The organism is Aphanothece sacrum FPU1, from assembly GCF_003864295.1.
Taxonomy (GTDB): domain Bacteria; phylum Cyanobacteriota; class Cyanobacteriia; order Cyanobacteriales; family Microcystaceae; genus Aphanothece_B; species Aphanothece_B sacrum.
Map to the genome: position 1 here is coordinate 600,503 of NZ_BDQK01000001.1, position 26,732 is coordinate 627,234.

Here is a 26,732-nt window from a genome sequence, read left to right on the forward strand (position 1 = left end):
ACGTAATTTCAGGGATATATCTTTATCTAAATAGAGGATATACAGTGTAAATTCTGTTGTTTGAAGCCTATGCTTCCCTATAAGCTGATGATAGTCAAGCGCACTCAAGACTGAACCAAAACAAACCGCTAATCTAGCGTCTTGTCTTAACTCTCTTGTTGCAGATAACTTTCACAGTGCCTATTTGCTATGTATACTCCTGCCAAAGAAAACTTGAAAGTCGAAACGCTTAGTTTGTTTCGTGAATATAAAGAAACCGGAAAAACTGACTTACGTAATCAAATTTTAGAACTCAATTTTGGCTTGGTTCGCAAAGAAGCATATCATTGGGTTAACCAATGTACTGAAAGCTATGAAGATTTATTACAAGTAGGTTGTTTAGGTTTGATTCGAGCCATTGAGAGATTTAGCTTAGATAAAGGTCATGCCTTTAGTTCTTTTGCCATTCCCTACATACGAGGCGAAATTCAACACTATTTACGAGATAAAGGATATACAGTCCGTATTCCTCGACGTTGGTTAGAATTAGGACAACAGTCCGTGAACATTAAACAAGACTTTCGCAAACAATTCAACCGTCAACCGACTAATTCAGAAATTGCTCAAATTTTGGAAATTCCGTTAAAAGAATGGCAAGAAATTCAACTGGCTTTCCAAAATCGAGAACCTCTGAGTCTAGATGTTAAAGTAGGAAATGACGGAGACGGACAAACCTGTTTAGGAGATTTAGTTGCAGATCCTCATTATCGTAGTTTTCAATTAAGTCAAGAAGATCAATTTCGTCTACAACAAGCGTTATCACAATTGGAAGAACGTACCCGCAATATTTTAGAATTTGTGTTTCTCAAAGATCTCACCCAACGAGAAGCCGCCGAACAACTAGGAATTAGTGTTGTAACCGTGTCTCGTCGGGTTAAAAAAGGCTTAGCACTCCTCAAACAATCTATGCTTCAAGAGATCTGTTAATTCACCAATTTTGTACTTGAACAGTTGAGGGTTAGGGATATTCCTAACCCTCAACTCTTTGGTCATTCTTTTAAATATTGGTCAAATCTTGATTGATCGAGATAAACTATGAAAAATCCAACTACCAGAAAATTATTATGAAAACAGGAATTATATCCTCATTCTTAAGCTTACTTATTATTTTATTGATTGGACTAGGATTTATCTCTCCTGTCTTAGCTCAAGATATCAATAATTCTTCAATTACCCAAGAACAATTACAACAGGGGGATAAAATAGCTCAACAAGCTATTGAAGCCGCAGAAAAAGGGGAATTTAGCCAAGCAGAAGCTTATTGGACTCAATTAATTGAAACTTTTCCCACTAACCCTGCTGTCTGGAGTAATCGTGGTAACTCCCGTGTCAGTCAGAATAAGTTAGAAGAGGCGATCGCGGATTTCAACCAGGCGATTGAATTAGCTCCCCATGCTGCTGATCCTTATCTTAACCGAGGAACAGCCCTAGAAGCGCAAGGAAACTATCAAGGGGCTATTGCTGACTATAATAAGGTATTGGCACTCAATCCTAATGATGCTATGGCTTATAATAATCGAGGCAATGCCGAAGCTGGACTAGGGCAATGGACAGAAGCTCTGACGGATTATCAAGAAGCGGCTAAAATTTCGCCAAATTTTGCCTTTGCTCGTGCTAATGCTGCTTTAGCTCTCTATCAAGTGGGCAAAACTCCTGAAGCGTTGACCCAAATGCGTAATCTCGTCCGAAAATATCCCATGTTTCCTGATATTCGGGCTGCTTTAACGGCTGTTTTATGGGAAATGGGACAACAGGGAGAGGCCGAAAGTAACTGGGTTGCTGCCATAGGAATTGATAACCGTTATCAAGACTTAGACTGGGTGAAAACCATCCGTCGTTGGCCTCCTCAAATGGTAGTTGCGTTAGATAAATTTTTGAATTTGAAATAATTCCTCAAAACTTAGGGGCAAAACACAATGTTAATCCCCTACATAAAATTAGTTTAAAAAAACAGGAGAAAATTATGGTATCAACAATTGTTAAATTAACCTTTGAGGACTATCTTAGACAATATCCTGATGGAGAAGGAAAATTTGAATTAGTTAATGGAGAATTAGTCAAAGTGGAACCAATAAAAGCGCATAAAAATGTAGCTAGATTTTTAGTTAAAGCTTTTGATCGAGAAAGTGAACGGTTAGAATTAGATTATGTTGTTGATAAAGATATTATCATCAGAACTTTGACGAAAGAAGGAGAAGAAAGAGGACGTATTCCTGATGTTAGTGTAGTAAAAGGTTCAATTTGGAATGTTAATCCAACTGCTTATGGAGCGATTATTGAACCACTTGAATTAGCGGTAGAAGTTACTTCTACAAATTGGGATGATGATTATATTGATAAACTGGATGAATATGAAAGATTAGGCATTAAAGAATATTGGATCGTGGATTATTTAGCGATCGCATCTCGTAATTATTTAGGGAATCCTAAAATTCCTACTGTTTTTGTTTATCAGCTTATTGAAGGTAAATATCAAGTTAAATCTTTTCGAGAACAAGATATTATTATTTCTGCCATATTTCCAGAATTAAAAATCACTGTAGAGCAAATTATTGATGCTTCTGGAATAGGCAAAATTTAGCTTCTAACGTAAGTTTACTAATTGATTAATGTAAAAAAACCTCCGGCGGGTTTATTTAACTTTTTTGTGAGAATCATTGATGTATGTAAAAAACCCGCCCCTACTACAAATTTTATGTAATTAATTTTGTCTACCTACTTAACTAGCAACTTGGGCTTTTCATTAAGCTGAAAGAGAATTAGTTGTTAAAAATTGCTCAAAAGAGTTCAGTCGTTGTTTAACCAAACGGCAAAAATCAGCAATAGGAGGAATAGTTAAGCGATCGCTTGTTGTCACTAAAACGACTTCACGGATGAGACGGTTAGGCAATTTTAGGGTAGTCAAACTATTAGAAGAAACTTCCGTTATATCTTGTAAGGGACGAACCACTAAACTAGGATCATGACGACATTCGATCAAAGCAGTTTGAGGAAGAAGAGCAATAATTTCTCCCTGTCTAACTACCCCACGAAACCCATCTAAAGTATTTAACTCCATCACTGCGTTAATAATTAAATTATGGCTAGTAAACCACTCTTGTAACAGTCGTTGCATCCCATAACCCTCCTTAAACACAACTTGAGGATATTTAACCAGTTCAGTACAGGGAATCTGTTGATAAACGGTTAAGGGGTGGTTGACTGACATTAATACTTCAATGGGTTCTTCATAAAGGAAGTCTACAATCATTTCCGAACTGGTTGTCAAGAAACGATTATTCATGACAATGGCCACATCTACTAACCCATCTCGTAAGACTTTTAAAGCGCGATCGCTTCCTAATGCGGTTACTCGTAATTGTACATGAGGATAATCTCGACAGAATTTTTGTAAAATAGGGGGCAAATACTGAGAACAAATGGAGTGAATGGCCGCGATACAGAGTTCTGGTTGTTTTCCCGCTTGTAAATCAGTAATTTCTTGAGTAACTGTTGCCCATTCGTGACAAATTTTTTTAGCCCGTGGAAGAAATTTTTCCCCGGCAAGCGTTAATTTAGCCTGAGCGGTACGATGAAATAATAAACAGCCCAGGACAGCTTCTAATGCTTGAATTTGTCGGCTAATGGTAGATTGAGTTACCCCGCACTTTCCGGCGGCTTGTCCAAAGTTGCCCGTGTCTGCGATGGCTAAAAATGCCTGTAACTGCTCAATTCGCATGGGTGAGGCGGCTATTCCTGCATTAAATCCTAATAATTTAACCATAACCCATTTTAGCCCTAAGTTTAGTAGAAATTGATACAAGATATCTGATAAATTTTAAAGAAAGCTTTAATTTAGGCTGGTTTAGTCTAATTAGAAACTATGGTTAAAGACGATAATATTTGAGCAGAAACAGCCGATGGGTAAATATTTTTTAATCGAGTCCCAAAGTCCGTTTGAGTCTACTGAGGTTAATTATAATTATGAATTAGCGTCCGATCTGGCAATTTCAGGTCATGAAGTTACCTTATTTTTAGTGGAAAATGGGGTATTAGCGGTTCGTTCTACTGATACTTCTCTCGATTTAACAAAACTTAATCAAGTTAACCTCTTAGCAGATGAATTTTCCCTTCAAGAAAGAGGAATTGATTCTTCAGAAATTGGTTCTAACATCAAAATTTCTAGTCTTGAATGCGTAGTAAATGCTATGGCAGAAGGTCAGAAAATGATGTGGCTTTGAAGAAGGCAGTAGATTAGATTCTAGTAAGTAGGGGCGGTTTTTTGTAGGGGCGGGTTTTTGTAGGGGCGGGTTTTTTACAGGATTTATGATACTCACAAAAAAGTTAAATAAACCCGCCCCCTATGACATGATACTCACAAAAAAGTTAGATCAACCTGCCGGAGGCTGTGCCATTAATTCTACTTATGTACTTATATGCCAGAAATTCAACAAACAACAAGGAGAGACAATTAAGTGAGTGAGATAACCTTAACATTTTTGGTGATGGATGGCCCCTTTGAACAAGCCAGAACAACGACAGCTTTTAGACTCATAGATGCAGCCTTAAATAAAGGTTACAATGTCAATGTTTTTGCTTATGAAGGAGGCGTATCTTTATCCTTTGCTGAACAAAAACCCCATGCAAATACAGTTCATGGTCGTTCTTTTGAAGAAGAAAATCATCCTTTAACTAAAGATTGGATTGCCGCTCTTCAGGAAAAAGCTAAATTAAAAGAATGTCAATTTAACTGGACTAATTGTGGTCTTTGTATTGATGAAAGAGGGGTAGGAAATGTTATCTATGGGTGTAGTCGAGGAGGGCCAAAAGATTTTTGGCAATGGGCAATACAATCTAATTCAACCTTAGTTATTGGCACAAAATAAGTAGAGGAACCATGAAAGTATTACAAATTATTCAATCCGCTTATCGCTGTATTGTAGAAGAACAAGATGATCCTGTAATTTGGTTTGCTCAAGTCTTAAAATCAGGGGATGGAGACGTTGATATTTTGCTCAAAGGTAACGCTGTTAATTATGCTGTAAATGGACAAGGAGGAGATGGAATAATCCTGGGAACTTGGCAACAAACTTGTCCGGCAAAAGTTGATCAAGATTTACACCAAGCTCTTAATAGTGGGTTAAAAGTATACGCGATCGCAGAAGATATTACCTTAAGAGGTATTCCCGAAACTAAATTAATTTCTGGAATTCAAAAATTATCTCGTAAGGAATTACCTAATTTATTTGAAGAATACGATCAAGTTTGGTCTTGGTAATTTGTCGGGTGGGCATTGCCCACCTTACCTATTGTTAAATTTTATTAATCTAAAAAAAATGACAATAAAGCAAGATAATTTTGTTGTTTCTCCGATGACCCTAGATGAGCTTAACTTAGCTTTAAGTTGGGCTGCTAATGAAGGATAGAATCCTGGTATTGATGATGCTAATAACTTTTATATAGCTGATCCTACAGGCTTTTTAATGGGAAAATTAAACGGAGAACCTATTAGTTGTATTTCTGCAGTTAGATATAATTATAATTTTAACTTTATCGGTATTTATATTGTTAAATCTCAGTGGAGAAAACAAGGATTTGGCTTAAAAACTTGGCAACAAGCTTTAAACTTAATTAACCAAAAACCAGCCGCTTTAGATGCTGTTTTACAACAAGTAGATAATTATCATAAATTTGGCTTTAAACCAACTCATAATCATTGTCGTTATCAAGGAATAATTAAAGGACAAATATCTGAGGATATTATTGATTTAAAAACTATCAATTTTGAACAGCTTTGTCGTTATGATAGTCAATATTTTCCTGCTTATCGTCCCCAGTTTCTTAAACAATGGATCAATCAACCTCATGGCACTGGTTATGGCATAATAAATAATAATGAATTAGCAAGCAAAGGTTGTCTACACAACCTATTATCTAGTCCGCGCTCGTCGGACTTCGTTTCTATAGCATAAGGCTTTAGCCTTTTGTTAATGATTAGTTTAGCATAATAAGTCCGATTGACCCCTACATAATTAAACATTTCCCGCCGATTTTAAAGCCATTTCCATGAAAATATTTTGAGAACTTTGTTCAGGGCCATTGTCACTTGAATAACGTTGAATATAACTGCCATCAGTTTGTAATTCCCAAGCTTGACGATTATCAGCTAACATAATACCTAGAATTTCTTGTAATTCCTTAGCAATATTGGGATCATCAATAGGAGTAATCGCTTCAACCCGACGAGAAAGATTACGAGTCATCCAATCAGCACTACCAATATAAATTTCTTCGTCTCCTCCATTATGAAAATAAAAAATACGGGAATGTTCCAGAAAACGACCGATAATACTAATAACATTAATATTGTCGCTAATCCCTTCAACTTTTGGACGTAAACAACAAATTCCCCGAATAATCAAATCAATTTTTACCCCTGCTTGAGAAGCTTTATAAAGAGCTTCAATAATGGGAGAATCCACTAAAGCGTTCATTTTGGCCACAATACGACCACTACCACCATTACGACAATGTTCCGCTTCACGACGAATCATTCCTATCATGCGATCACGCATACTGAAAGGGGCAACTAACAATTTACGGTAAGATTTTTGACGAGAATATCCGGTCAAGAAATTAAACAAATCAGTTAAATCAGCACCTAATTCTTCTCGACAAGTTAATAGGCCTAAATCCGTATATAATTTAGCAGTTTTCGGATTATAATTACCTGTTCCAATATGAACATAACGACGCATTTTATTACTTTCTCGTCGTACCACTAAAATAACTTTAGTATGAGTTTTTAATCCGACCAATCCATAAACAACATGAACTCCAGCTTGTTCTAAACGACGGGCCCAAAGAATATTATTTTCTTCATCAAATCGCGCTTTAAGTTCTACTAATACAGCCACTTGTTTGCCATTTTCAGCCGCAGTAATTAAAGCATTAACAATCGGAGAATCTCCAGAAGTCCGATATAAAGTCATTTTAATAGCTAATACATCAGGATCATAAGCTGATTGAGTAATAAATTGTTGTACCGAAGCAACAAAGGAATGATAAGGATGATGAACCAATAAATCTGAATGACGAATTAAGGAAAAAATATCCTCTCCTTCACCTTCAATTTTGCCATCTTCGTTCCCGTCTACAACTTCTTTAACCCGTTGTAAAAAAGTAGGAACTACCGCACTCCAAGAGGGATCTTTTAGATCAGGACGAGGAATAGACATAAAGTAAAATAAATCTTTAAGTCCTAATAATCCGTCAATATCATAAATATCGATTTCTTCTAATTCTAAATCCTCCATCAACCTCAGTTTAATGGACTCAGGAGTAGAAGTATGAATTTCGAGACGAACAGCCGATTTTCCTACATGACGTTTACGCAGTTCCTGTTCAATTGCTAATAATAAATCATCAGCTTCGTCTTCTTCAACCGATAAATCAGCATTACGAGTTACCCGAAAAGCATGACATTCTTGAACAATCATTCCTGGAAATAATGCCTCAAGATTATGAGCAATAACTTGTTCTAAAGGAACTCCTGTCCAAAGAGCAGTTTGATCGTCTTCTTGATGTCTTAATTCTTTAGGTAAAGCAACAAAACGAGGCAAAACTTGAGGCACTTTTACTCTAGCAAATCTTTCCTCATTCGTATCAGGTTCCCGTACAATTACCGCTAAATTAAGACTAAGATTAGAAATATAAGGAAAAGGATGACTAGGATCAACTGCTAAGGGAGTTAAAACAGGAAAAATATAATCTTCAAAATATTGGTGTAAGTAAGTTCTTTGTTCTTGATCAAGATCCACATAATTAATTAAATAAATACCTTGAGCAATTAACAAACTTCTCAGAGTATATTCAAAGAGATGATCTTGTTCTTTAACCAGAGGACGTAAGCGATTCCTAATGGTAATTAATTGTTCTGAAGGAGTTAGTCCATCTGGGCTTAATTTAATAACATTTGCCTGAACTTGTTGTTTTAATGCGGCTACTCGCACCATAAAGAATTCATCTAAATTAGAACTAAAAATAGCTAAAAATTTGAGCCGTTCTAACAGAGGTGTCCGTTCGTCTAAAGATTCATGTAAGACCCGATAATTGAATTCTAACCAGCTAAGTTCTCGATTGAAATAATATTTAGGATCTTTAAGGTTAATGTTAGAGGTCGCCATGTTTAACTGTGACATAATTTTTAAACTATAGAGGAAAACATTATAGGAAAAGAAAACAAGTATCTGAGAAATAGATAATGATTGTAGCTTTTATTAAAGTTATAGCATTCGATCCTATCTAAAACTGGTTAAGAATAGTATGATCTTTTGGTTAAGATTTTGATAGGGACAATGCATAAATTGCCCCTATATCTTTAATACTATTTCTGAGGTTTTCCTACTTTTTCAAGTTTTCTGACCCAGAAACAACTTTAGCCGACTCAATGCGATCGCCTTGTTTAATTTTCTCTACTGTTTCCATTCCTTGTTTAACATAGCCAAAAACGGCATAGTCTCCATCAAGAAAGTCTAAATCAGATAGGGCAAAATAGAATTGAGAAGAAGCTGAATCAGGAGGTTGAGAACGGGCCATGGCGATTGCTCCCTTAAGATGTTTTAGTACAACGGGACGGGTTACGGCTTCTCCCTGTCGTCCGAGAGCTTTACCATAGGTTGGTTTTTCATCGTCTTTTAACTTAATTTCTAGGGGAATGCGTCGTTCTTGTTTAGTTTCGGGATCAATAAAACCTCCTGTTCCATTGCCTTTGGGATCACCACCTTGGGCCACAAAAGGATCAGGACTACTGATGACCCGATGGAAAACGAGGCCATTGTAAACCCCTCTTTCCACTAAATCTACAAAATTTCCTCCTGTAATGGGGGCATCATTGCCATTAATTTCAATTAAAATCGGAGTTGTAGCCCCCTTGATCTTCATTTCCACCGTAGCAATACCGTTTAATCTTGGTACATAATTATCCAGGTTTGATTGGTTTCCTTGAGCGTCAGAGGTATTAGAACAGCCTGTTAAGAACAAACTGCTCACGAGAATGGCACATACTAATACACTTAACCAACGCTGTACTAAATTTTTCATTGATGCTAATGTTAGGAATAGTTATAGTTCATACCGTAGGGGCGGGTTTTTAACAAAAATTTAAGCTTCTAACCATTATGTTTAGATAAACCCGCCCTGACAAACGACTAAACCGGATTTGGCCTTAAGCTAAGACGCATTTAAACAGGGTATTTGGTTTTTTAGGACAAAGGCTTAAACTCCTTCTCCGGTGCTCCGGCGCTCCCCTGCAATCTCAACTAGCAATTTATATGCTTAACAGCTTATAGCCCTTCTAAGGGAACTCCTAAGAAACGAGATAATTCGGCTCCCTGGTTTTCTAAGTCCGCCAAAGTAATGGGTTCTCCCACACGGGTTAGAGGAACATCTCGCCGTTGTTTGACCTTAAGATAGAGTTTTCGTTTGGTATTTAACCCTTCTTGAATCTCGGCGCGAACAGCTTGCACATCTTCTATGGGACAGCTAAATTCAATACGGCGGTTTTTTCCGGGAAATCCCCAGCGAAAAATGCTAACTTTGCCCGTTTCTTTGTTGAATTCATTATATCCGCCCCCCAGATTCCAGGCAATTGTTAACCATAGATACATTCCCAATGATGAACCAGCCACCCCATAAAACAATAGGGCGACTCCTTGAGGAATGAAATAAAGTTCAGAGGTATCACTAACCAAGAGCAGGTTAACTTTGAGATAGCTTGAAAGCCCTGCTAATAAAAAGCCCACACCTCCCATAGAGGCAATGACTGCCCACCAATAGTTACTGAAGCGGCGGGAACCTAAAACTTCTTGTCGAAAAACGAGGCGATCGCGTGTCATGGCTGGTGCATTCATCGCATACTTTTGAAGATAACTTCTGGTATTTTACCCTTTAAGTACCCTCAATTAACACAATAAAAAAGCCCTTGAACGTCTGACCGTGTTTCGACTCCAAAGGCTTTTATAAAACGTTTTACTCCTCACACACAAATTAACTTTAGCTAACCTCTCCCATAATTCCCTAATTCAGAGTGACGCTTTTAAAATTGTCCTTTTTTCTGTCAAGATTTCCTGACATATTAAAAAATCGGGGATCAAATCGTTTCTGTAATATCAAGATATGATGACATTATGATCCCCAAAACCCCATAACTTCGTTCACTGAGTAAAAATACCTCAGTTGGCCCCTTGACCATTGCTACCAATATTTTGTTACATAAAGTTAAGCAAGCGATCCCTGTAAGCTTAAACCTACGAGTAACCCATGACTCTCATGCAACTCTTAAAACTTTGCCAGGAGCGATTGGCCATACAAACTATCGGAGAGTATACCTCATGGCACAAGAACGCCCACCTTTAGAGGAGATGACATTGCGACAGCTACGCAAAGTAGCGAGTGAGTATAACATCTCCCGTTACAGCCGAATGCGCAAGGCGCAATTAATAACTGCTATAGAACAAGCGATTAACGAACAAAATTCTTTTAATCAATCTACCGTTCAAAACAAACATAGGGAATCAATTTCTTATACTCAATCTACCGTTCAGGAGGAACAACAAGTGGAAGCATCTAAATTTGAAGTAGGTCAAGAAGACACTTTCGGTGGAACATTAGCCGATGTTGATGAGGGACTCGGTGAACTTCCTGGTGGTTACGGACAAAGCCGTATTGTTTTATTACCTCGTGATCCCCAATGGGCTTATACCTACTGGGATATCCCCAACGAAGCTAAAGAATCTTTACGCTATCAAGGAGGTCAACAACTGGCCCTGCGTCTCTATGATGTCAGCGACATTGATCTAAATTACCAAAGTCCTCACAATGTTCAAGAATATCTTTGTGATGAAATGGCGCGGGAATGGTATATACCTATTCCTGTGAGCGATCGTGATTATGTTATGGACATCGGTTATCGGACTTTTGATGGTCGTTGGTTAATCTTAGCTCGTTCTGCTCCTGTTCATATGCCTCCTGTCTATCCTTCTGACTGGGTAGAAGATATTTTTGTCACTGTTAACTGGGAAGAAAATCTCACAGCTAAAACTATTTACAATTTGGTTCCCCCCAGCAAACGTCAAGGTGCAGGTGTAGAGGTAGGAGCAGACAGTCCCCTCTACGACGAAATTTTTGGCATGGCCCAAGGTGCAGAAGCTCAGCGTATTGCAGGTTCTATGTTTGGCTCTATGCAGCACGTAGCCGGGTCAGTGGTCAGTTCTTACGTCCACCAAGAAACCCTCAGTTCTTATATCTTCCCCTCTGGAGTGGGTATGTGGGCTGTTCCTAACGTATCTGGTCTGAATATGTCGGGTGTTGGTATGGGTGCTTCTGAAGCTCCTCCTCGTCCCCGTCAGTTTTGGTTAGTGGCCGACGCTGAGTTAATTGTTTATGGTGCAACTGAACCTGATGCTACTGTAACTATTGGCGGTCGTCCCATCAAACTCAATGCCGATGGAACTTTCCGTTTCCAGATGTCTTTCCAAGATGGGTTAATTGATTATCCTATTAAAGCTGTAGCTGTTGATGGAGAACAAACCCGTTCTATTCACATGAAGTTTGAGCGTGAAACTCCTTCTCGTCATACTAATACCAAGGAAGAAGCGGTTTTAGAATGGCTTAGCTAAAAGTTTGTCAAACTAAATACCCCGACTTAATTGTCATGATGTAATTTACGGCCCTTATTATCTTTAAGGGCTGTTTTTTTATTTTAATATATTTGCATTGTCTTGAAATATAAATAAAGTATGAACGAAGTATTAACAAGGGTAAGATACCATTATTTGAGGGGTCAAAACTCCTTAAGAGCTTTATGGGTCAAATTTATATGAAACAGAATCAAAAATCAACGGTCGTCATCACAGGGGCCTCATCAGGTGTTGGGTTATACGCAGCGAAAGCCCTATCTAAGCGGGGCTGGTATGTAGTAATGGCTTGTCGGGACGTAGAAAAGGCTTATAATGCGGCTCAAAGTCTAAATATGCCCCAAGATAGCTATACTATTATCCCGATTGATCTGGCCTCTTTAGGGAGTGTCCGTTATTTTGTATCCACTTTTCGAGAAAAAGGCTTATCTTTAGATGCTTTGCTGTGTAATGCAGCCATTTATATGCCTTTAATTAAAGAACCCTTAAGAAGTCCTGAAGGGTTTGAATTAACCATGGCCACCAATCATTTAGGTCATTTTTTGTTGTGTAATTTGATGTTAGATGATCTCAAAAAATCATCTTCACCAGACCCCCGATTAGTCATTTTAGGAACCGTTACCCATAACCCAGATGAGTTAGGCGGTAAAATTCCCCCCCGTCCCGATTTAGGGGAACTTGAAGGCTTTGCGGCAGGATTTCAAGACCCAATTACTATGGCTGATGGTAAGAAATTTGAACCCGTAAAAGCTTATAAAGATAGCAAAGTTTGTAATGTTCTGACCATGAGAGAATTACATCGACGCTATCATGAATTAACCGGAATTACCTTTAGTTCTTTGTATCCGGGTTGTGTCGCAGAAACTCCTCTATTCCGTAATCATTATCCCCTGTTTCAAAAACTTTTCCCCTTGTTTCAGAAACACATTACGGGGGGATATGTTTCTCAAGAATTAGCTGGAGAACGAGTCGCTGACGTTATAGCTGCTCCTGAGTACAAACAATCTGGAGCTTATTGGAGTTGGGGAAACCGTCAGAAAAAAGACCGTCAATCTTTCGTACAAAAAGTCTCACCCCAAGCGCGTGATGATGAAAAAGCAGAACTTTTGTGGGATTTAAGTGCTAAATTAGTCGGACTCGCTTAACTTCTTTAACGCAACACCGAACCTTTAGAATGTTGTAGGGGCATAATACCATTATGCCCTAGCACTACTCGAAAAGTTTAAGTAGGGGTCAACGGCCGTTGACCCCTACACAGACGAGGTTTTAGACCGAATTATTTTGATAATGGGTAGTGCTAAGTACCGTGCGCAAAATTAATTGCACAGTCGGGGCGGGTTTTGATATAGTCGTAATGGTTGAGTAACAAGGGTTTTGGCTAAACCCGCCCCTACAAATTTTGTGTAATTAATTTTGTTTACCTACTTATAGTTTTTGAGTGAAAATCCGAGAATTTTGTCAAAAACCCAGGGCGGGTTTATCGAGTTTTTTGGTAAGAATCATTGAATTAGGTCAAAAAACCGCCCCTACTAAGCTAATACGCATTTTAAATGCGTATTAGCAAGGCAAAAGGCAAAAGGCAAAAGGCAAAAAGAAAGAGAGTTGTAGCTATTTCCTTCAATTTAACCAATAAGCAGTTTAAATGCACAACAGCTTACGAATTTTATGTAATTAATTAATTTTGTCGTTCTCCTTACTACTCGAAGATGGCAAAGTAATTAAAGCTATATTAATTTGATTATCTTCTAAAGGCATAATCTTTGTATAAATACCTGGACCGAAAAACTTATCAATTTTTTCTTGTTTTTCCTCCCAAGTTTCTAAGGAAATAAACGGGCAATTAAATTTTAAAATTAGACTATAATTACCATCTATTGCTGTTTCTTTAATTCCTATTAATAGGGGTCTTTCTTCATCAGTAGGACTTAACCCCAAGCGTTCGAGAGAGTCATCGAGATGGGCTTGCTGTCCGTAGCGATAACGGGTAACATCGTTACGAATTTGGTTTTGGGTGGACGTGGCTTGTTCTTGCCGTAATTTGAGAATTTCTGGAGATGTGAGTTCAGTAAAGGGAACGGGTTTGACTTCGGCTGCTTTGAGGGCTAAACCTCCTAATAAAACAGGAACACCGTAGAAAAATCCCACTAAATTTAGGGTAGGATGGTCGGTAGCATAGGCAATAAACCCCATAATGGTTAATATCCCCCCAATGGTAAGTCCTAAGCGGGCTAATGAAAGTTGACGTAACATATAATTTTCTCTAGTTTGCGATCGCTCTAAATTTTATTATGAGGGTCTTTGGTATTTAAGGAAAGCTCTATCATAAGTAAAAAATAACCCTAGCCTAGACTTACCGGAAATTTGGGTTTAAAGCCCCGTCATGAAAGCGAAGCGGAGGACGACTGCTTCTTGATGCACTTCCTTCTCGACGGGAAACGGAGGCAGCGCGATCTTGGGGTCTCCCCAAGTCGAGCGACTGCCGTCCAAGACGAACCCGACACTCTCCCGCCGCTGGCGTGGGGACATAAAAATCTATAAGCTAGACTTAATCAGGGATATAGCCCGTCGTCCTCGTCGATAATAGGCGCGTTTTTCGGGGCTTAATTGCATTAATGCCTGGGCTTCAACGGTAAATAAATCACAAGAGTCAACCCAATCTTTTCCATGAAGACCGATATAAAAGTTACTGTGTCTCCGTCGCATTTTCTTGTTTTTTCTGACTCTCCCCACATATTTTGCCAATCCTTTCTCTTTAATAATTTTTCCAGAAAATGTTGCCATTGAATAAGCTAGAGTAATCAATATAATTAAGGAAGTAAGGCGATGTCCTGTTAATTTCGTTCTTTCTAAATCATAACCACCTTTCTTAAAATCCCGAAACATTTCCTCAATACAAAATCTCTTTTTATAAGCGTCAATCGTCTCATCAATACTGGTTAAATTTGTGATAATAAACCAAGCTTCTTTTGTCTCTATTCCTCTATACTTCTTTTTCCATTTCGCCACTATATTACTGCCTATAAATCCTTTTGTTTTCGTAACTTTAACTCCTTGATAAAATAAAGACATTCCTGAAGATAATCCTAAATCTTTTAGTCGCGTCCACATTTCCTTTTCTACTTCAATATAGTTGCTTTTCTTCAATCTGAGTGCATAATAAACTCTTTTTTGTCCATGTAACCATTTTGCTAGTTCAACTGAGCAGAATTCTCTATCCCCTAAGACAACTATTTTATATTCTTTTAGAAAGAGTAATATTCGGGCTAATATACTTTTCTGTGTGTCAAAGTTACTATTACCGATGTGATCTAGCAACTCAAAATATAAGGGAATTCCTCTATTATCAATTACCAGACTTACCATCAAAATATTAATCAACCCCCATTGGGTTCTATCTATGGCAATATGTAAGACATCTCCTGTACTAAATGATTGCTTTAACCACTGTTTTATGATAGGTATCCATACTCCTTCAATTGTCAAACAAGGAATCTCGAAAAACCGTTTTAACTTTTTTCTCTTACTTTCAAATAAAATGGGACTGGGAAAATAACTAGCTAACTCATAAAACCTAATTTTCCTATATACTTGCACTAATTCTATCATGATTAACAGTATTAAATATTCCGATTTTTTCAGATACTTTGTTAAATGGTTGTTATAAATTTCTGGTAACATTTTGGGTTTAGACGGCGATCGCTAAAAAAAGAACATTTTCTTTTTACCATGTTTTGCTCTTTTCGTCATCTGGTAAGGCTTTCAGGGTTTCATGTCCCCACGCCAGCTCCCGCCGTTGTACGGCGGGAGAGGAAGCGAGCGGAGTGCATCGCTTTTTATGGGGTTGTCAATTTAATTTAATTGTGCAATAATATATTTATATTGTGAAGCTTAGCGTAAATGTTTGTTTTAGAATTTAAAGTCGAGGGCCAACCAAAACAATATCAGGCGATAGATAATGCCATTCGCACCTCTCAGTTTATCCGTAATAAATGTTTAAGATATTGGATGGATAATAAAGGTGTGGATAAGTATGATTTGTCTTCATATTGTAGGGTTTTAGCTCATGACTTTAAATTTGCTGATGAATTAAATTCACAAGCTAGACAAGCATCAGCAGAAAGAGCGTGGTCTTCAATATCCCGTTTTTTTGATAACTGTAAAAAGAAAATTCCTGGTAAAAAAGGATATCCTCAGTTTAAAAAGTTTTCTCGTTCAGTTGAATATAAAACAACGGGATGGAAACTGTTAAACCCTAAAACCATTAATTTTAGTGATAAAAAAGGAATTGGAACCCTTAAACTAAAAGGCACATGGGACTTAGGATATTTTCAAGAGTCTGATATTAAACGGATTAGACTTGTTAGACGTGCCGATGGGTATTATTGCCAATTTGTTCTTTCTTGTGAAGTTAAAGAAGATGTCAAACCATCAGGCAAATGTATTGGTTTAGATGTTGGTTTGACTTGTTTTTATACTGATCACGAAGGAAATAAAATTGATAATCCAAAATTCTTGAGAAAGTCCCAGAAGCGATTAAAAAGACTTCAAAGACGACTCTCTAAAAAGAAAAAAGGGTCATCTAACCGTCAAAAGGCACGGGCAAGATTAGCTAAAGTTCATCTTAAAGTAAGTAGGCAGCGTAAAGACTTTGCTGTTAAATTAGCAAGGTGCGTAGTTCACTCTAATGATGTGATAGCTTATGAGGATTTAAGAATTAAAAACTTAGTTAAAAATCATTGTTTAGCATATAGTATTAATGATGCTGCGTGGTATCAGTTTCGAGAATGGTTAGAGTATTTTGGGGTTAAATTTGGCAAGATAACAATTGCTGTACCTCCTCAATATACCAGTCAAAACTGTTCTAATTGCGGCGAAACCATTAAAAAATCCCTATCAACTAGAACCCATCAGTGTAAATGTGGTTGTGTTTTAGATAGGGATGAAAATGCGGCAATTAATATTCTGAAAAAAGGATTAAGTACGGTGGGACACACCGGATCTAAAGCTTGGGGAGAGAAGGCCTCTACTTTGATGGAAGAAATTTTATCAAAGCAAACAATCTCTGTGAACCAAGAATCCACTCGCCTTTAGGCAGTGGAGTGTCAAAAAGATTGTCTATGCTAAAGCTAGTGCTAATTTTAGGAGTATACCTATGAGTCAAGAAAGTCTTCGAGAAAAAGTTAAAGTCATTGAAAGTAAACGAGAATTTTTAGTCAAACTTTTAGAAAAACCGAATTTAGGAATTTTAAGAGTTGATGTTAAACAAGCTTTAGAAGAACTTGACGAACTAATTGAGGAATTTGAAGAAACTTTTCCCGATAATAATTAGCAATTATTACTCAATAGTCTGAGGTAATTTTCATCTTTTTTAGGGGCAATTAATTAATTGCCTCTATGTGTTTTTATTTGGTTTTAAAAACTTATTTTCTACATATACATAATTACTATTGTAATGCTCAAACCATCTGAAATTAAAGCTTTATTACCAGACAAAAAATTTATTCCTATCAAGCCAAAAATTAAAAGTATAACTCAATTTTTGATCGGACTAAATATTATATTTTTTTTATTGGAAATCAAATTAGGTGGTAGTGAGAATATTGATGTTTTATATGAGCTAGGGGCGTTAGTTCCAGAAGCTGTATATCAAGGTGAGATTTGGCGATTAATTACTGCTAATTTTCTCCATTATGGCTGGTTACACCTATTAGTTAATATGTTAGGATTATATCTATTTGGCAATTTTGTTGAGTTAATAATCGGCATCTATCGTTATTTAATGATCTATTTTATCAGTGGTATTGGAGCCATGACAATTTTTACATTTTTAGCACTAATATATAATCAATTAGATTATATATTAGTGGGTGCTTCTGCTTCTATTATGGGATTACTAGGAACCATGACAACTATCTTTTTTAAACAATGGAAACGCTATAAATCCCCTATGGCTACTAAACGTTTACAATTTATTATAAGCATAATTTTTTTACAATTTGTTTCCGATTTTTTAGTTCCACAAGTTAGCATTTTAAGTCATTTATGTGGTTTTTTGATGGGATTAATTGTTAGTTTTTTAATGCTATAGTTTGTACGTTAGGTTGAGGCACGAAACCCAACACAGCACAGGGGTTTTGTTGGGTTTCACTATCGTTCAACCCAACCTACATTTATTATTCTTTAAATGCTAAAAGATCAATGGGTTTAACCACTTTCTCTTCTGTAATAATAGCTGTAATTAATTCAGCCGGAGTGACATCAAAAGCCGGATTATAATAGTTAACACCTTCAGGACAAAGACGAGTATGTCCTACTTGGTAAATTTCCGATGGATGACGTTCTTCAATAGGTATTTTTTCACCAGTTTCTAATTCAAAATCTACCGTTGATAAAGGGGCCGCAACATAAAAAGGAACTTGGTGCATTTTAGAAATAACCGCTAACCCATAAGTGCCAATTTTATTAGCAGTATCTCCATTTGCAGCAATTCTATCTGCCCCTACAATTACTGCATCAATCAGTCCTTTTTTCATACAATGGGCCGCCATATTATCAGTAATTACTGTTACTGGAATACCTTCTTGAACACATTCCCAAGCAGTTAATTTAGCCCCTTGTAAACGAGGTCTAGTTTCATCTGCATAAACTCCTGCTAATCTTTTGGCAGTCCATAAAGAACGAATTACCCCTAAAGCTGTACCATATCCTGCCGTTGCTAAAGCACCTGCATTACAATGAGTTAAAATAGTCAATTTTTCTGGTTTATTTGCTAATATTTCTAACCCATTGTTACCAATATTCTGACAAGTTTGTAAGTCTTGTTTTTGAATATTTTGTGCTGTAATTAACAAATTATGTTTAATTTCTTCAACAGTTCCTAAACTTTCGGAAGCAGTTTTAAGCATTTGAGAAATAGCCCAAAATAAATTAACGGCGGTAGGGCGAGTTTCTCGTAATTTTTGGGCGACAATTTCTAATTGTGTGAGAAAAGTATCCCGTTGTTGTGTATTAATTTCTCTGGCCCCTAAATACATTCCATAAGCTGCCGCTACCCCAATAGCAGGGGCCCCCCTAACAATCATGGTTTTAATGGCTTTTACCATGTCTTGATAGTCATTAATTTCTACTAATGCGTATTGAGTCGGTAACAAGGTTTGATCGATCAGTAATACTCGATCATCGCGCCAGATAACAGGATAAATAGGAGTCATAGAAACATTCAATTGTAAATTATAAATTATAAATTATGAATTATCAATAAATTTGGTTCTACTGGAGTTGTTATGCTTTATTATCATAAATATATAGACTTTAACTCTTCATAGTAGGGGTCAACGGCCGTTGACCCCTACCAAACAAAGGTTGCCTACGCAACCTAGAATTTAGTCCGCGCTCGTCGGACGATCATTTTTATAGGATCAGGCATAAGGTCTGTTATTAATTATTAGTTTAGCATAGTAAATCCGGTAGAACCATAAATATTCTATTTTTTTTTCCTTTATTATTTATGTACTAAATAAACCGATTAAAAATTTCTTGGTGCATAAAAGCCCGATCAACTAATGATTGAATACGATCATTATTTAAAGATTCTCCATTAACATAATATTCTAACCAAGCTGTACTAATAATATTAGGGTCATCAGGAAGTTGATTTAATTCCCATCCTGGTAACTCAATTTCTTCCATTAACCGAGTCACTTTAGGATCATAACTTAAAGCAAAACAACGAGATTCTTCTGATGCTGCCATAATTAAACTATGTAAACGCATTCCAATTGTCATTTCTACGCCCCTAAATAAACCTTTTAATTCTCTGGGATCATCTAACTGAATAATCTGATTAAATCCAGTTAATTTTGACGCAATAGAACGAGCAATTTCTAAGTCTTGGGATGATTGAAAAGGAACCAATAAAATACAAACATTAGTTGCTTTTTGAAAATCAATTAGGGCTTGAGTTAATATCCTTAATTTTTGAGTGGTTAATAAGGAATGATTGCGTAAATTAACTGCTACTCTAGGGGCCGGTAAATTCCCTAATCCTTTAACGGGTTTAGACTTTAATGCCCAAACTGGATCAGGGGCAACTAAAGGATTAATCTGCCATTGAGAGACTAATTTAGCTGAGGCTGAATCTCTGACACTGACAGCAGTACAACCTAATAAAACTTGTCGGGTTAACCAACGAGTAAACGGACGTTTTAACGGGCCAATACCTTGAGACCAAGCAACAGTTTTTAAGCCTTTTTTTTGAGCTAAACTCATCAATCCTGCATAATAAATAGGACTAGCTAAACTTGTCACATCTTGCATTAAACTTCCCCCTCCCCAAATAAAAATATCTGAGGTTTTTAGGGAGTTTAAAATAGCAAAAACGGAACGATTAGGACAACTTTTGACCTCGTAGCGTTGGGAAGTTTCACGAGGGTTAGCCGACAAGACAAGAGGTTCTATGGAAGGGGGAAGCATTTGCAAAAGAGACATTAATAAGGCTTCATCGCCCCCATTCCCTTTACCATAGTAGCCAGAAATTACTGCCCGCATTTCTTTTAATGTCCTCTGTGAAAATTAATTCTATCTAATCTTAGTAAACTTTATTGTATCCCATGAGATACAGTTAAAACTCAGTTCTTTCAACCTGTTCAACCGTTAAATTTAAAGCATTGGCAATTTGTTCAACACTTAACCCTAATGCTAATAATTGAGGAACTGCTTCTAATTTAGCTTTTAGTTCTCCTCTTAGTTCTCCTCTTAGTTCTCCAATTTTTTCTCCTTCTTGTTTACCTTCTTCTAAAGCTTCTTGATAAACCTTAGTATTTTTCAAATCACTTAAACTAAACATGGCTTCTATCTCCTGTCGCTTCATTCTTGGTAATTTGTAAATCAAAATTGTCTCAATTAATTTTAATAACTCCTCACGTTTTTGTTCATTCCCAAACTCTTGTCTAACTCGTTCAATTAATTCTCTCCCTTGTTCAATCGCTTTATTTTCATCTTCTATCACTAATTGTATTGTAGCTAATCCAACAGAAGATTGTCTATCATTTTCTAATTCATTCAGATAAAAACGAGATACTCTACCAGAATTGAGTAATTCTTCATAACGAGATGTCTCTCCCGTATCAACTCCTCTATGGGGATAAATAATCACACCATACCAATTATTTCTTAACTCACTTTTGCTTAAATAGAGAAATATTTCACTAAAAAAGCGACTATAAAAGTTAACATCAGACTGAAATTGAACTTCTAAAAAATAAATGGGTTGACTGAGAGCATTAGGCAGAAATACCCCATCAATACGAAATGATAATTGTTTAACTTCTACGGAAGAAAATTGATATAAATTGGCCGTTTCTGGGGGATAATTTATCAGTTCAAAAAAAGTTTGGGGAAAGGTTTGAAACAATTGATAGAAAATAGTATCAGTTTTCATTATTTTTGAGCAGTTTTTTTAACCTGTTCAACCGTTAAATTTAAAGCACTGGCAATTTGTTCAACACTTAACCCTAATGCTAATAATTGAGGAACTGCTTCTACTTTAGCGGCAATACGTCCTTTTTGTTCTCCCTTTTGTTCTCCAATTTTTTCACCTTCTTCTAAAGCTTCTTGATAAACCTTAGTATTTTTCAAATCACTTAAACTAAACATTGCTTCTATCTCCTGTCGCTTCATTCTTGGTAATTTGTAAATCAAAATTGTCTCAATTAATTTTAATAACTCCTCACGTTTTTGTTCGTTCTCAAACTCTTGTCTAACTCGTTCAATTAATTCTCTCCCCTGTTCAATCGCTTTATTTTCATCTTCTATCACTAATTGTATTGTAGCTAATCCAACAGAAGATTGTCCCTGATTGACTAATTCATTCAGATAAAAACGAGATACTCTACCAGAATTGAGTAATTCTTCATAACGAGATGTCTCTCCCATATCAACTCCTCTATGGGGACAAATAATCACACCATACCAATTATTTCTTAACTCGCTTTTGCTTAAATAAAGAAATATTTCACTAAAAAAGCGACCATAGAAGTTAACATCAGACTGAAATTGAACTTCTAAAAAATAAATAGGTTGACTAACATCATTGGGAAGAAATACACCGTCAATACGAAATGATAATTGTTTAACTTCTACGGAAGAAAATTGATATAAATTAGCCGTTTCTGGGGGATAATTAATCAGTTCAAAAAAAATGTGGGGAAAGGTTTGAAACAGTTGATAGAAAATAGTGTCAGTTTTCATTATTTTTGAGCAGTTTTTTTAACCTGTTCAACCGTTAAATTTAAAGCACTGGCAATTTGTTCAACACTTAACCCTAATGCTAATAATTGAGGAACTGCTTCTACTTTAGCTTTTTGTTGTCCAATTTTTTCTCCTTCTTGTTTACCTTCTTCTAAAGCTTCTTGATAAACCTTAGTATTTTTCAAATCACTTAAACTAAACATTGCTTCTATCTCCTCTACCAGAATTGAGTAATTCTTCATAACGAGATGTCTCTCCCGTATCAACTCCTCTATGGGGATAAATAATCACACCATACCAATTATTTCTTAACTCACTTTTGCTTAAATAGAGAAATATTTCACTAAAAAAGCGACTATAAAAGTTAACATCAGACTGAAATTGAACTTCTAAAAAATAAATGGGTTGACTGAGAGCATTAGGCAGAAATACCCCATCAATACGAAAAGCTAATTGTTTGACTTCTACCGAAGAAAATTGATATAAATTGGCCGTTTCTGGGGGATAATTTATCAGTTCAACAAAAGTTTGGGGAAAGGTTTGAAACAATTGATAGAAAATAGTATCAGTTTTCGTAGGCTTTTCTCCTTAACTGAAGGAATGAGTATTTAGTCGAAACTACCCCAAAATACTAGAATTAAACCTTAAATAAAAATAAAGATTAGAAAAACATGACACCATCAAAAACCAGATTAATTTAGTTTAATTGTCCCTAATTTTTTAACAGCCTTATCCTATTACCATTGTAAAGAAAAGCCAAAGATCTTAAAAGATGTAATAGAAATGCCAGCTATTTCTAGGAGTTTGTCTTACCGTTATATAGGTAGGTAATCGTGTATCGTGATCAACAACCGTGAAGATTCCAAGTAACATCATCACCCTGATAATTGGTGTTCTCATCACTCTAATTAGCCTCTGGTATGGCCAAAATCACGGACTCATGCCAGTTGCTGCCTCTGAAGATGCCAAACAGGTTGACAATATTTTCAATTTCATGATGACCATTGCTACAGGACTTTTTCTCATAGTAGAAGGAGTTCTAATCTATTGTGTCATCGCCTTTCGCCGTGTCAAAGGGGATCAAAGCGATGGGCCTTCCATCGAAGGAAATGTCCCATTAGAAATCCTCTGGACAGCCATTCCCACCGTCATTGTTTTTATCCTTGCCATTTATAGCTTTGAAGTCTACAACGAGTTAGGCGGACTCGATCCGATTACATCTCGTGATAGTTCCCCTCAACAAATCGCTATGCACTCCCACCATCAAGTGGCCTTAGGAATTGGCATCTATGGGGACGAAAACAGCAACAACCCCCCCTTAATTGTCGATGTCCAAGGGATGCAATATGCTTGGATTTTTACCTATCCTCAAACGGGGATAGTCAGTGGAGAACTCCACGTTCCCAAAGATCGACCCGTGCGACTCAACATTAAAGCGACTGATGTTCTTCATGCTTTTTGGGTACCTCAACTACGGCTAAAACAAGACGCTATCCCCGGCCGAGACTCTATCTTAGGCTTTACCTCTAACCTTGAAGGTAACTATCCCATTGTTTGCGCTGAATTATGTGGTGCGTATCATGGGGGAATGAAATCGGTTCTTTATGTTGAAAGTCCAGAGACTTACGCCCAATGGGAAGAAGCCAATAAACCCGTTCAGGAAGCCAGTCTAGACGAGACAGTGGCCGTGAACACCAAAAACCTCTCCGATGGGCAATATTTAGCCCCCTATGCCCAGGAAATGGGCATTCAACCAGAAACCTTGGCCCAATTAACCAGCCAGCATCAACATTCTGGTCACTTGTAAGGAATTTAAAAGACTCATTCAACCTCCTATGACAATCACTCTAGAATCAACCCACGCAACACACAAAGAAAGGAAATGGACGGATTACTTCACCTTTTGCACTGATCATAAGGTGATTGGTATTCAATACCTAGTGACCTCCTTTGCCTTTTACTTCATCGGTGGGGCCTTTGCTGAAGTTCTTCGTACTGAATTAGCTACCCCAGATCCCGACTTTGTTTCCCCTGAGTTGTACAACCAATTCATGACAATGCACGGGACGATCATGATCTTTTTGTGGATCGTTCCGGCCGGGGCCGCTTTTGCCAACTATCTCATTCCTTTGATGGTAGGGGCCGAAGATATGGCCTTTCCCCGTCTCAATGCGGTGGCTTTTTGGCTAACCCCTCCTGGCGGTATTCTCTTATTAGGCAGCTTTTTTGTCGATGGAGGCGCGGCCCAGTCTGGTTGGACTTCCTATCCCCCCCTCAGTCTCATTAGTGGCAAATGGGGCGAAGAAATCTGGATTTTGAGTGTTTTATTAATAGGAACCTCCTCAATTTTGGGGTCTATTAATTTTGTCACTACGATCCTCAAAATGCGGATCAAAGATATGGATTTACACAGTATGCCCCTATTTTGTTGGGCCATGCTGGCGACTTCTGCTTTGATCCTTCTCTCTACTCCTGTATTAGCGGCTGCTTTGGTACTGTTATCTTTTGATTTGATTGCAGGAACCAGTTTCTTTAACCCCACAGGAGGGGGTGATCCGGTGGTTTACCAGCATATGTTCTGGTTTTACTCCCATCCTGCCGTTTACATCATGATTTTGCCCTTCTTTGGCGTAATCTCTGAAGTCTTACCCGTTCACTCCCGTAAACCTGTTTTTGGTTATCGTGCGATCGCCTACTCTAGTTTAGCCATTAGCTTTTTAGGCTTAATCGTTTGGGCCCACCATATGTTTACCAGTGGTACTCCTGGTTGGTTACGGATGTTCTTTATGGCAGCCACCATGTTGATCGCCGTTCCCACAGGAATTAAAATCTTTGGCTGGTGTGCGACTATTTGGGGTGGCAAAATAAATCTCAATACTGCCATGTTATTTGGCATTGGCTTTTTAGCTACCTTTGTCATGGGGGGTTTAACTGGAGTGATGTTATCTTCGGTTCCCTTTGATATTCACGTCCACGATACTTATTTTGTGGTAGGACATTTCCATTATGTCCTCTTTGGTGGTGCAGGAATGGGGCTATTTGCCGGGTTCTATCATTGGTTCCCCAAAATGACGGGACGCATGATTAATGAAACCCTCGGTAAAATTCATTTTGCCCTGATCTTTATTGGGATAAACGTTACCTTTTTACCCATGCACGAATTAGGGTTATTAGGGATGAACCGTCGTATTGCCCTCTATGACATTCAATTTCAACCCATTAACATAATTTGTACTGTTGGAGCCTATATATTAGGTCTTTCTGCTCTTCCCTTCATCATTAACGTTCTCTGGAGTTTAGTTAAAGGGGAAGCAGCAGGACGTAATCCTTGGCGGGCCTATACCTTGGAATGGCAAACCTCCTCCCCTCCTGCCATCGAAAACTTTGAAGAAGAACCCGTTTTATGGGCCGGCCCCTACGACTATGGTACTGATTCGGAATTGATCGATGAGGAAGAATCCGTTGACGATCTCTTAGCTGCAGTAGGTTCTCCATCCAAATAATGACCTTATTTAACAATTGAAAATGAACAATTGACAATTGACAATTACTTCTATCTAAAGGGTAGAGCATTGAAAGTAAGGTTTTTCTAGCTATTTCTCTTTAACAAAGAGAAGTTTTAAACCTAATTTACCAATTGTCAATTGTCAATTGTCAATTTGTAAAGATGTCTCCATTCTCACTTTTTTTGTTGTCATTATCTAACTGTAATTATCACTGTTATCATGCAAGGATCAGCTATTCAAACCGCAGAAACCACCTCTCATGAATCCTCTCATGGGGGACATCATGGAGGACATCCCGATCATCGACTATTTGGCATTGCTTTATTTCTGATTGCTGAAAGTTCTATTTTTCTGGGCCTATTTACTGCGTTTATAATTTATCGCTCTATTATGCCTGTTTGGCCCCCAGAGGGAACCCCAGAATTAGAATTATTACTCCCAGGAATTAACACTATTATCCTGGTTTCTAGTAGTTTTGTCATGCACAAAGGTCAAGCTGCTATTAAGAAAAATGATGTAGGTGGCCTTAAGTTATGGTTTGGCATTACGGCCATTATGGGCATTATTTTTCTCATGGGTCAAATGTATGAATACTTCCATCTAGAAATGGGTTTGACCACTAATTTATTTGCCAGTTGTTTCTACGCTTTAACAGGTTTTCATGGTCTTCATGTTACCTTTGGACTGTTATTAATTCTCTCAGTTTTATGGCGTTCTCGCACAGAAGGTCACTACACCAGTGAATCCTTTTTTGGTGTGGAAGCAGCAGAAATATATTGGCACTTTGTTGATGTGGTTTGGATTATTCTGTTTATTCTCGTTTACCTGCTTTAAATCTAGGTTACGAAATAATTAACTGGGTTTTGACTTAGTGCTATATCTAAAAAACCCAGTTTTTTGTGTTCGCATAATAACTTAAATATCGCTTCTATAAGTCATGAAAAACATTTTTAACTTTCCTCCTTTCCTCAATGATCAAGAACTTTTTGAAACAATTATATCTAATCAAAATATCAAAATTGAACGTATTATTTCTACGGGACAAACTACACCCCAAGATACTTGGTATGATCAAGAACAGGATGAATGGGTGATTTTATTACAAGGAGAAGCAATATTATCTTATGAAAATGGTTCTCAACTTAATCTTAAAGCAGGAGATTATTTATTAATTCAATCTCATCAAAAACATCGGATAGATTACACCAGTAATAATCCTCCTTGTATTTGGTTAGCAATTCATGGTAACTTAAACTAAAATAGA

The 26,732-nt window shown here is 37.2% G+C and carries 25 protein-coding genes and 2 pseudogenes; 16 read left to right on the forward strand and 11 right to left on the reverse strand.

Translation table 11 applies throughout. The features are described from left to right. Nucleotides 1-189: 189 nt before the first annotated feature. From AsFPU1_RS02715 to AsFPU1_RS02725, 3 genes are all read left to right on the forward strand, one after another. Nucleotides 190-966 carry an RNA polymerase sigma factor SigF gene (locus AsFPU1_RS02715; protein ID WP_124977312.1) on the forward strand — a complete coding sequence of 259 codons (777 nt, stop codon included), beginning with the start codon at nt 190-192 and terminating at the stop codon, nt 964-966. Between the two features lie 137 nt (nt 967-1,103). Further along, on the forward strand, nt 1,104-1,928 hold the full coding sequence (locus AsFPU1_RS02720) for a tetratricopeptide repeat protein (RefSeq protein WP_172957565.1): 825 nt from the start codon (nt 1,104-1,106) through the stop codon (nt 1,926-1,928). A 74-nt stretch (nt 1,929-2,002) separates the two neighbouring features. Next, nucleotides 2,003-2,620: a Uma2 family endonuclease gene (locus tag AsFPU1_RS02725; RefSeq protein ID WP_172957566.1), complete on the forward strand. Its 618-nt coding sequence runs from the start codon at nt 2,003-2,005 to the stop codon at nt 2,618-2,620. Between the two features lie 162 nt (nt 2,621-2,782). Here the strand turns inward: AsFPU1_RS02725 and AsFPU1_RS02730 are convergent, their stop codons facing one another. Continuing rightward, nucleotides 2,783-3,757 (reverse strand): LysR family transcriptional regulator, encoded by a 975-nt coding sequence (locus AsFPU1_RS02730; RefSeq protein ID WP_124977469.1) that lies wholly within the window; start codon nt 3,755-3,757, stop codon nt 2,783-2,785. Nucleotides 3,758-3,938: 181 nt separating this feature from the next. Between AsFPU1_RS02730 and AsFPU1_RS02735 the strand changes: the two genes are divergently transcribed. The 4 genes from AsFPU1_RS02735 (at nt 3,939) to AsFPU1_RS02750 (ending at nt 5,990) form a co-directional block, all read left to right on the forward strand. Continuing rightward, nucleotides 3,939-4,259, forward strand: a complete 321-nt coding sequence (locus AsFPU1_RS02735) for a DsrE family protein (protein ID WP_124977316.1) — start codon at nt 3,939-3,941, stop codon at nt 4,257-4,259. Nucleotides 4,260-4,493: 234 nt separating this feature from the next. Beyond that, a complete protein-coding gene (locus AsFPU1_RS02740) occupies nt 4,494-4,904 on the forward strand; it encodes a DsrE/DsrF/TusD sulfur relay family protein (RefSeq protein WP_124977318.1) in 411 nt (136 codons plus the stop codon). Between the two features lie 11 nt (nt 4,905-4,915). After that, the gene (locus tag AsFPU1_RS02745) at nt 4,916-5,296 is read left to right on the forward strand and encodes a hypothetical protein (RefSeq protein WP_124977320.1); all 381 of its coding nucleotides are present in this window, start codon (nt 4,916-4,918) and stop codon (nt 5,294-5,296) included. Nucleotides 5,297-5,501: 205 nt separating this feature from the next. Next, nucleotides 5,502-5,990, forward strand: coding sequence for a GNAT family N-acetyltransferase (locus AsFPU1_RS02750; protein WP_227873617.1), 489 nt, complete (start codon nt 5,502-5,504; stop codon nt 5,988-5,990). Nucleotides 5,991-6,050: 60 nt separating this feature from the next. On the opposite strand, the gene ppk1 is transcribed toward AsFPU1_RS02750, so the two are convergent. The 3 genes from ppk1 to AsFPU1_RS02765 all read right to left on the reverse strand — a co-directional run bounded on the left by ppk1 (nt 6,051) and on the right by AsFPU1_RS02765 (nt 9,929). Further along, a complete protein-coding gene (gene ppk1, locus AsFPU1_RS02755; RefSeq protein ID WP_124977322.1) occupies nt 6,051-8,219 on the reverse strand; it encodes a polyphosphate kinase 1 in 2,169 nt (722 codons plus the stop codon). A gap of 202 nt (nt 8,220-8,421) precedes the next feature. Continuing rightward, nucleotides 8,422-9,120: a peptidylprolyl isomerase gene (locus AsFPU1_RS02760; protein WP_124977324.1), complete on the reverse strand. Its 699-nt coding sequence runs from the start codon at nt 9,118-9,120 to the stop codon at nt 8,422-8,424. A gap of 242 nt (nt 9,121-9,362) precedes the next feature. Further along, nucleotides 9,363-9,929 carry a photosystem I assembly protein Ycf4 gene (locus AsFPU1_RS02765; protein WP_172957567.1) on the reverse strand — a complete coding sequence of 189 codons (567 nt, stop codon included), beginning with the start codon at nt 9,927-9,929 and terminating at the stop codon, nt 9,363-9,365. 480 nt (nt 9,930-10,409) lie between these two features. Here AsFPU1_RS02765 and AsFPU1_RS02770 point away from each other — a divergent pair, with 480 nt between their 5' ends. Beyond that, complete coding sequence (locus tag AsFPU1_RS02770) at nt 10,410-11,696, forward strand: DUF4912 domain-containing protein (RefSeq protein WP_124977326.1); 1,287 nt, start codon at nt 10,410-10,412, stop codon at nt 11,694-11,696. A gap of 200 nt (nt 11,697-11,896) precedes the next feature. Next, a complete protein-coding gene (locus AsFPU1_RS02775) occupies nt 11,897-12,859 on the forward strand; it encodes a protochlorophyllide reductase (protein ID WP_124977329.1) in 963 nt (320 codons plus the stop codon). 526 nt (nt 12,860-13,385) lie between these two features. Here the strand turns inward: AsFPU1_RS02775 and AsFPU1_RS02780 are convergent. Beyond that, on the reverse strand, nt 13,386-13,964 hold the full coding sequence (locus tag AsFPU1_RS02780) for a DUF2854 domain-containing protein (protein ID WP_124977331.1): 579 nt from the start codon (nt 13,962-13,964) through the stop codon (nt 13,386-13,388). Nucleotides 13,965-14,246: 282 nt separating this feature from the next. Continuing rightward, nucleotides 14,247-15,392: an IS4 family transposase gene (locus AsFPU1_RS02785; protein ID WP_124969650.1), complete on the reverse strand. Its 1,146-nt coding sequence runs from the start codon at nt 15,390-15,392 to the stop codon at nt 14,247-14,249. Between the two features lie 219 nt (nt 15,393-15,611). On the opposite strand from AsFPU1_RS02785, the gene AsFPU1_RS02790 reads away from it, so the two are divergent. From AsFPU1_RS02790 to AsFPU1_RS02795, 3 genes are all read left to right on the forward strand, one after another. Continuing rightward, the gene (locus AsFPU1_RS02790) at nt 15,612-16,805 is read left to right on the forward strand and encodes an RNA-guided endonuclease InsQ/TnpB family protein (RefSeq protein WP_124977333.1); all 1,194 of its coding nucleotides are present in this window, start codon (nt 15,612-15,614) and stop codon (nt 16,803-16,805) included. A gap of 61 nt (nt 16,806-16,866) precedes the next feature. Then, complete coding sequence (locus AsFPU1_RS22415; RefSeq protein ID WP_172957568.1) at nt 16,867-17,043, forward strand: hypothetical protein; 177 nt, start codon at nt 16,867-16,869, stop codon at nt 17,041-17,043. 123 nt (nt 17,044-17,166) lie between these two features. Continuing rightward, complete coding sequence (locus AsFPU1_RS02795) at nt 17,167-17,802, forward strand: rhomboid family intramembrane serine protease (RefSeq protein ID WP_124977335.1); 636 nt, start codon at nt 17,167-17,169, stop codon at nt 17,800-17,802. Nucleotides 17,803-17,887: 85 nt separating this feature from the next. On the opposite strand, the gene mtnA is transcribed toward AsFPU1_RS02795, so the two are convergent. The 5 genes and pseudogenes from mtnA to AsFPU1_RS02820 form a co-directional block, all read right to left on the reverse strand. Continuing rightward, nucleotides 17,888-18,925: an S-methyl-5-thioribose-1-phosphate isomerase gene (gene mtnA, locus AsFPU1_RS02800; RefSeq protein ID WP_124977337.1), complete on the reverse strand. Its 1,038-nt coding sequence runs from the start codon at nt 18,923-18,925 to the stop codon at nt 17,888-17,890. 301 nt (nt 18,926-19,226) lie between these two features. After that, nucleotides 19,227-20,261, reverse strand: a complete 1,035-nt coding sequence (gene csaB / locus AsFPU1_RS02805) for a polysaccharide pyruvyl transferase CsaB (protein WP_124977339.1) — start codon at nt 20,259-20,261, stop codon at nt 19,227-19,229. Between the two features lie 73 nt (nt 20,262-20,334). Continuing rightward, nucleotides 20,335-21,153: an Rpn family recombination-promoting nuclease/putative transposase gene (locus AsFPU1_RS02810; protein ID WP_124977341.1), complete on the reverse strand. Its 819-nt coding sequence runs from the start codon at nt 21,151-21,153 to the stop codon at nt 20,335-20,337. After that, nucleotides 21,153-21,962, reverse strand: coding sequence for an Rpn family recombination-promoting nuclease/putative transposase (locus AsFPU1_RS02815; RefSeq protein WP_124977343.1), 810 nt, complete (start codon nt 21,960-21,962; stop codon nt 21,153-21,155). Before AsFPU1_RS02815 ends, AsFPU1_RS02810 begins: the two co-directional genes overlap by 1 nt. Beyond that, nucleotides 21,962-22,523: pseudogene (locus AsFPU1_RS02820) on the reverse strand (Rpn family recombination-promoting nuclease/putative transposase). Before AsFPU1_RS02820 ends, AsFPU1_RS02815 begins: the two are co-directional and overlap by 1 nt. A 292-nt stretch (nt 22,524-22,815) precedes the next feature. Between AsFPU1_RS02820 and coxB the strand changes: the two are divergent. The 4 genes and pseudogenes from coxB (at nt 22,816) to AsFPU1_RS02840 (ending at nt 26,726) form a co-directional block, all read left to right on the forward strand. Further along, nucleotides 22,816-23,769, forward strand: coding sequence for a cytochrome c oxidase subunit II (gene coxB / locus AsFPU1_RS02825; protein ID WP_124977345.1), 954 nt, complete (start codon nt 22,816-22,818; stop codon nt 23,767-23,769). Between the two features lie 28 nt (nt 23,770-23,797). Further along, nucleotides 23,798-25,465 carry a cytochrome c oxidase subunit I gene (gene ctaD / locus AsFPU1_RS02830; protein ID WP_124977347.1) on the forward strand — a complete coding sequence of 556 codons (1,668 nt, stop codon included), beginning with the start codon at nt 23,798-23,800 and terminating at the stop codon, nt 25,463-25,465. 201 nt (nt 25,466-25,666) lie between these two features. Continuing rightward, nucleotides 25,667-26,302 (forward strand): annotated as a pseudogene (locus AsFPU1_RS02835) (cytochrome c oxidase subunit 3); the annotation flags it as partial. 103 nt (nt 26,303-26,405) lie between these two features. After that, the gene (locus tag AsFPU1_RS02840) at nt 26,406-26,726 is read left to right on the forward strand and encodes a cupin domain-containing protein (RefSeq protein ID WP_124977351.1); all 321 of its coding nucleotides are present in this window, start codon (nt 26,406-26,408) and stop codon (nt 26,724-26,726) included. Nucleotides 26,727-26,732 lie beyond the last annotated feature (6 nt).

Bases quoted from the DNA above. Each gene is read 5' to 3' on its own strand.
- ppk1 (WP_124977322.1), bottom strand. From the start codon at position 8,219: ATGTCACAGTTAAACATGGCGACCTCTAACATTAACCTTAAAGATCCT.
- AsFPU1_RS02770 (WP_124977326.1), top strand. From the start codon at position 10,410: ATGGCACAAGAACGCCCACCTTTAGAGGAGATGACATTGCGACAGCTA.
- AsFPU1_RS02715 (WP_124977312.1), top strand. From the start codon at position 190: ATGTATACTCCTGCCAAAGAAAACTTGAAAGTCGAAACGCTTAGTTTG.
- AsFPU1_RS22415 (WP_172957568.1), top strand. From the start codon at position 16,867: ATGAGTCAAGAAAGTCTTCGAGAAAAAGTTAAAGTCATTGAAAGTAAA.
- AsFPU1_RS02780 (WP_124977331.1), bottom strand. From the start codon at position 13,964: ATGTTACGTCAACTTTCATTAGCCCGCTTAGGACTTACCATTGGGGGG.
- AsFPU1_RS02760 (WP_124977324.1), bottom strand. From the start codon at position 9,120: ATGAAAAATTTAGTACAGCGTTGGTTAAGTGTATTAGTATGTGCCATT.
- AsFPU1_RS02810 (WP_124977341.1), bottom strand. From the start codon at position 21,153: ATGAAAACTGATACTATTTTCTATCAATTGTTTCAAACCTTTCCCCAA.
- AsFPU1_RS02725 (WP_172957566.1), top strand. From the start codon at position 2,003: ATGGTATCAACAATTGTTAAATTAACCTTTGAGGACTATCTTAGACAA.
- AsFPU1_RS02840 (WP_124977351.1), top strand. From the start codon at position 26,406: ATGAAAAACATTTTTAACTTTCCTCCTTTCCTCAATGATCAAGAACTT.
- AsFPU1_RS02735 (WP_124977316.1), top strand. From the start codon at position 3,939: ATGGGTAAATATTTTTTAATCGAGTCCCAAAGTCCGTTTGAGTCTACT.
- csaB (WP_124977339.1), bottom strand. From the start codon at position 20,261: ATGCGGGCAGTAATTTCTGGCTACTATGGTAAAGGGAATGGGGGCGAT.
- AsFPU1_RS02730 (WP_124977469.1), bottom strand. From the start codon at position 3,757: ATGCGAATTGAGCAGTTACAGGCATTTTTAGCCATCGCAGACACGGGC.
- AsFPU1_RS02815 (WP_124977343.1), bottom strand. From the start codon at position 21,962: ATGAAAACTGACACTATTTTCTATCAACTGTTTCAAACCTTTCCCCAC.
- AsFPU1_RS02785 (WP_124969650.1), bottom strand. From the start codon at position 15,392: ATGTTACCAGAAATTTATAACAACCATTTAACAAAGTATCTGAAAAAA.
- AsFPU1_RS02720 (WP_172957565.1), top strand. From the start codon at position 1,104: ATGAAAACAGGAATTATATCCTCATTCTTAAGCTTACTTATTATTTTA.
- ctaD (WP_124977347.1), top strand. From the start codon at position 23,798: ATGACAATCACTCTAGAATCAACCCACGCAACACACAAAGAAAGGAAA.
- AsFPU1_RS02745 (WP_124977320.1), top strand. From the start codon at position 4,916: ATGAAAGTATTACAAATTATTCAATCCGCTTATCGCTGTATTGTAGAA.
- mtnA (WP_124977337.1), bottom strand. From the start codon at position 18,925: ATGACTCCTATTTATCCTGTTATCTGGCGCGATGATCGAGTATTACTG.
- AsFPU1_RS02765 (WP_172957567.1), bottom strand. From the start codon at position 9,929: ATGAATGCACCAGCCATGACACGCGATCGCCTCGTTTTTCGACAAGAA.
- AsFPU1_RS02750 (WP_227873617.1), top strand. From the start codon at position 5,502: ATGGGAAAATTAAACGGAGAACCTATTAGTTGTATTTCTGCAGTTAGA.
- AsFPU1_RS02790 (WP_124977333.1), top strand. From the start codon at position 15,612: ATGTTTGTTTTAGAATTTAAAGTCGAGGGCCAACCAAAACAATATCAG.
- AsFPU1_RS02775 (WP_124977329.1), top strand. From the start codon at position 11,897: ATGAAACAGAATCAAAAATCAACGGTCGTCATCACAGGGGCCTCATCA.
- AsFPU1_RS02795 (WP_124977335.1), top strand. From the start codon at position 17,167: ATGCTCAAACCATCTGAAATTAAAGCTTTATTACCAGACAAAAAATTT.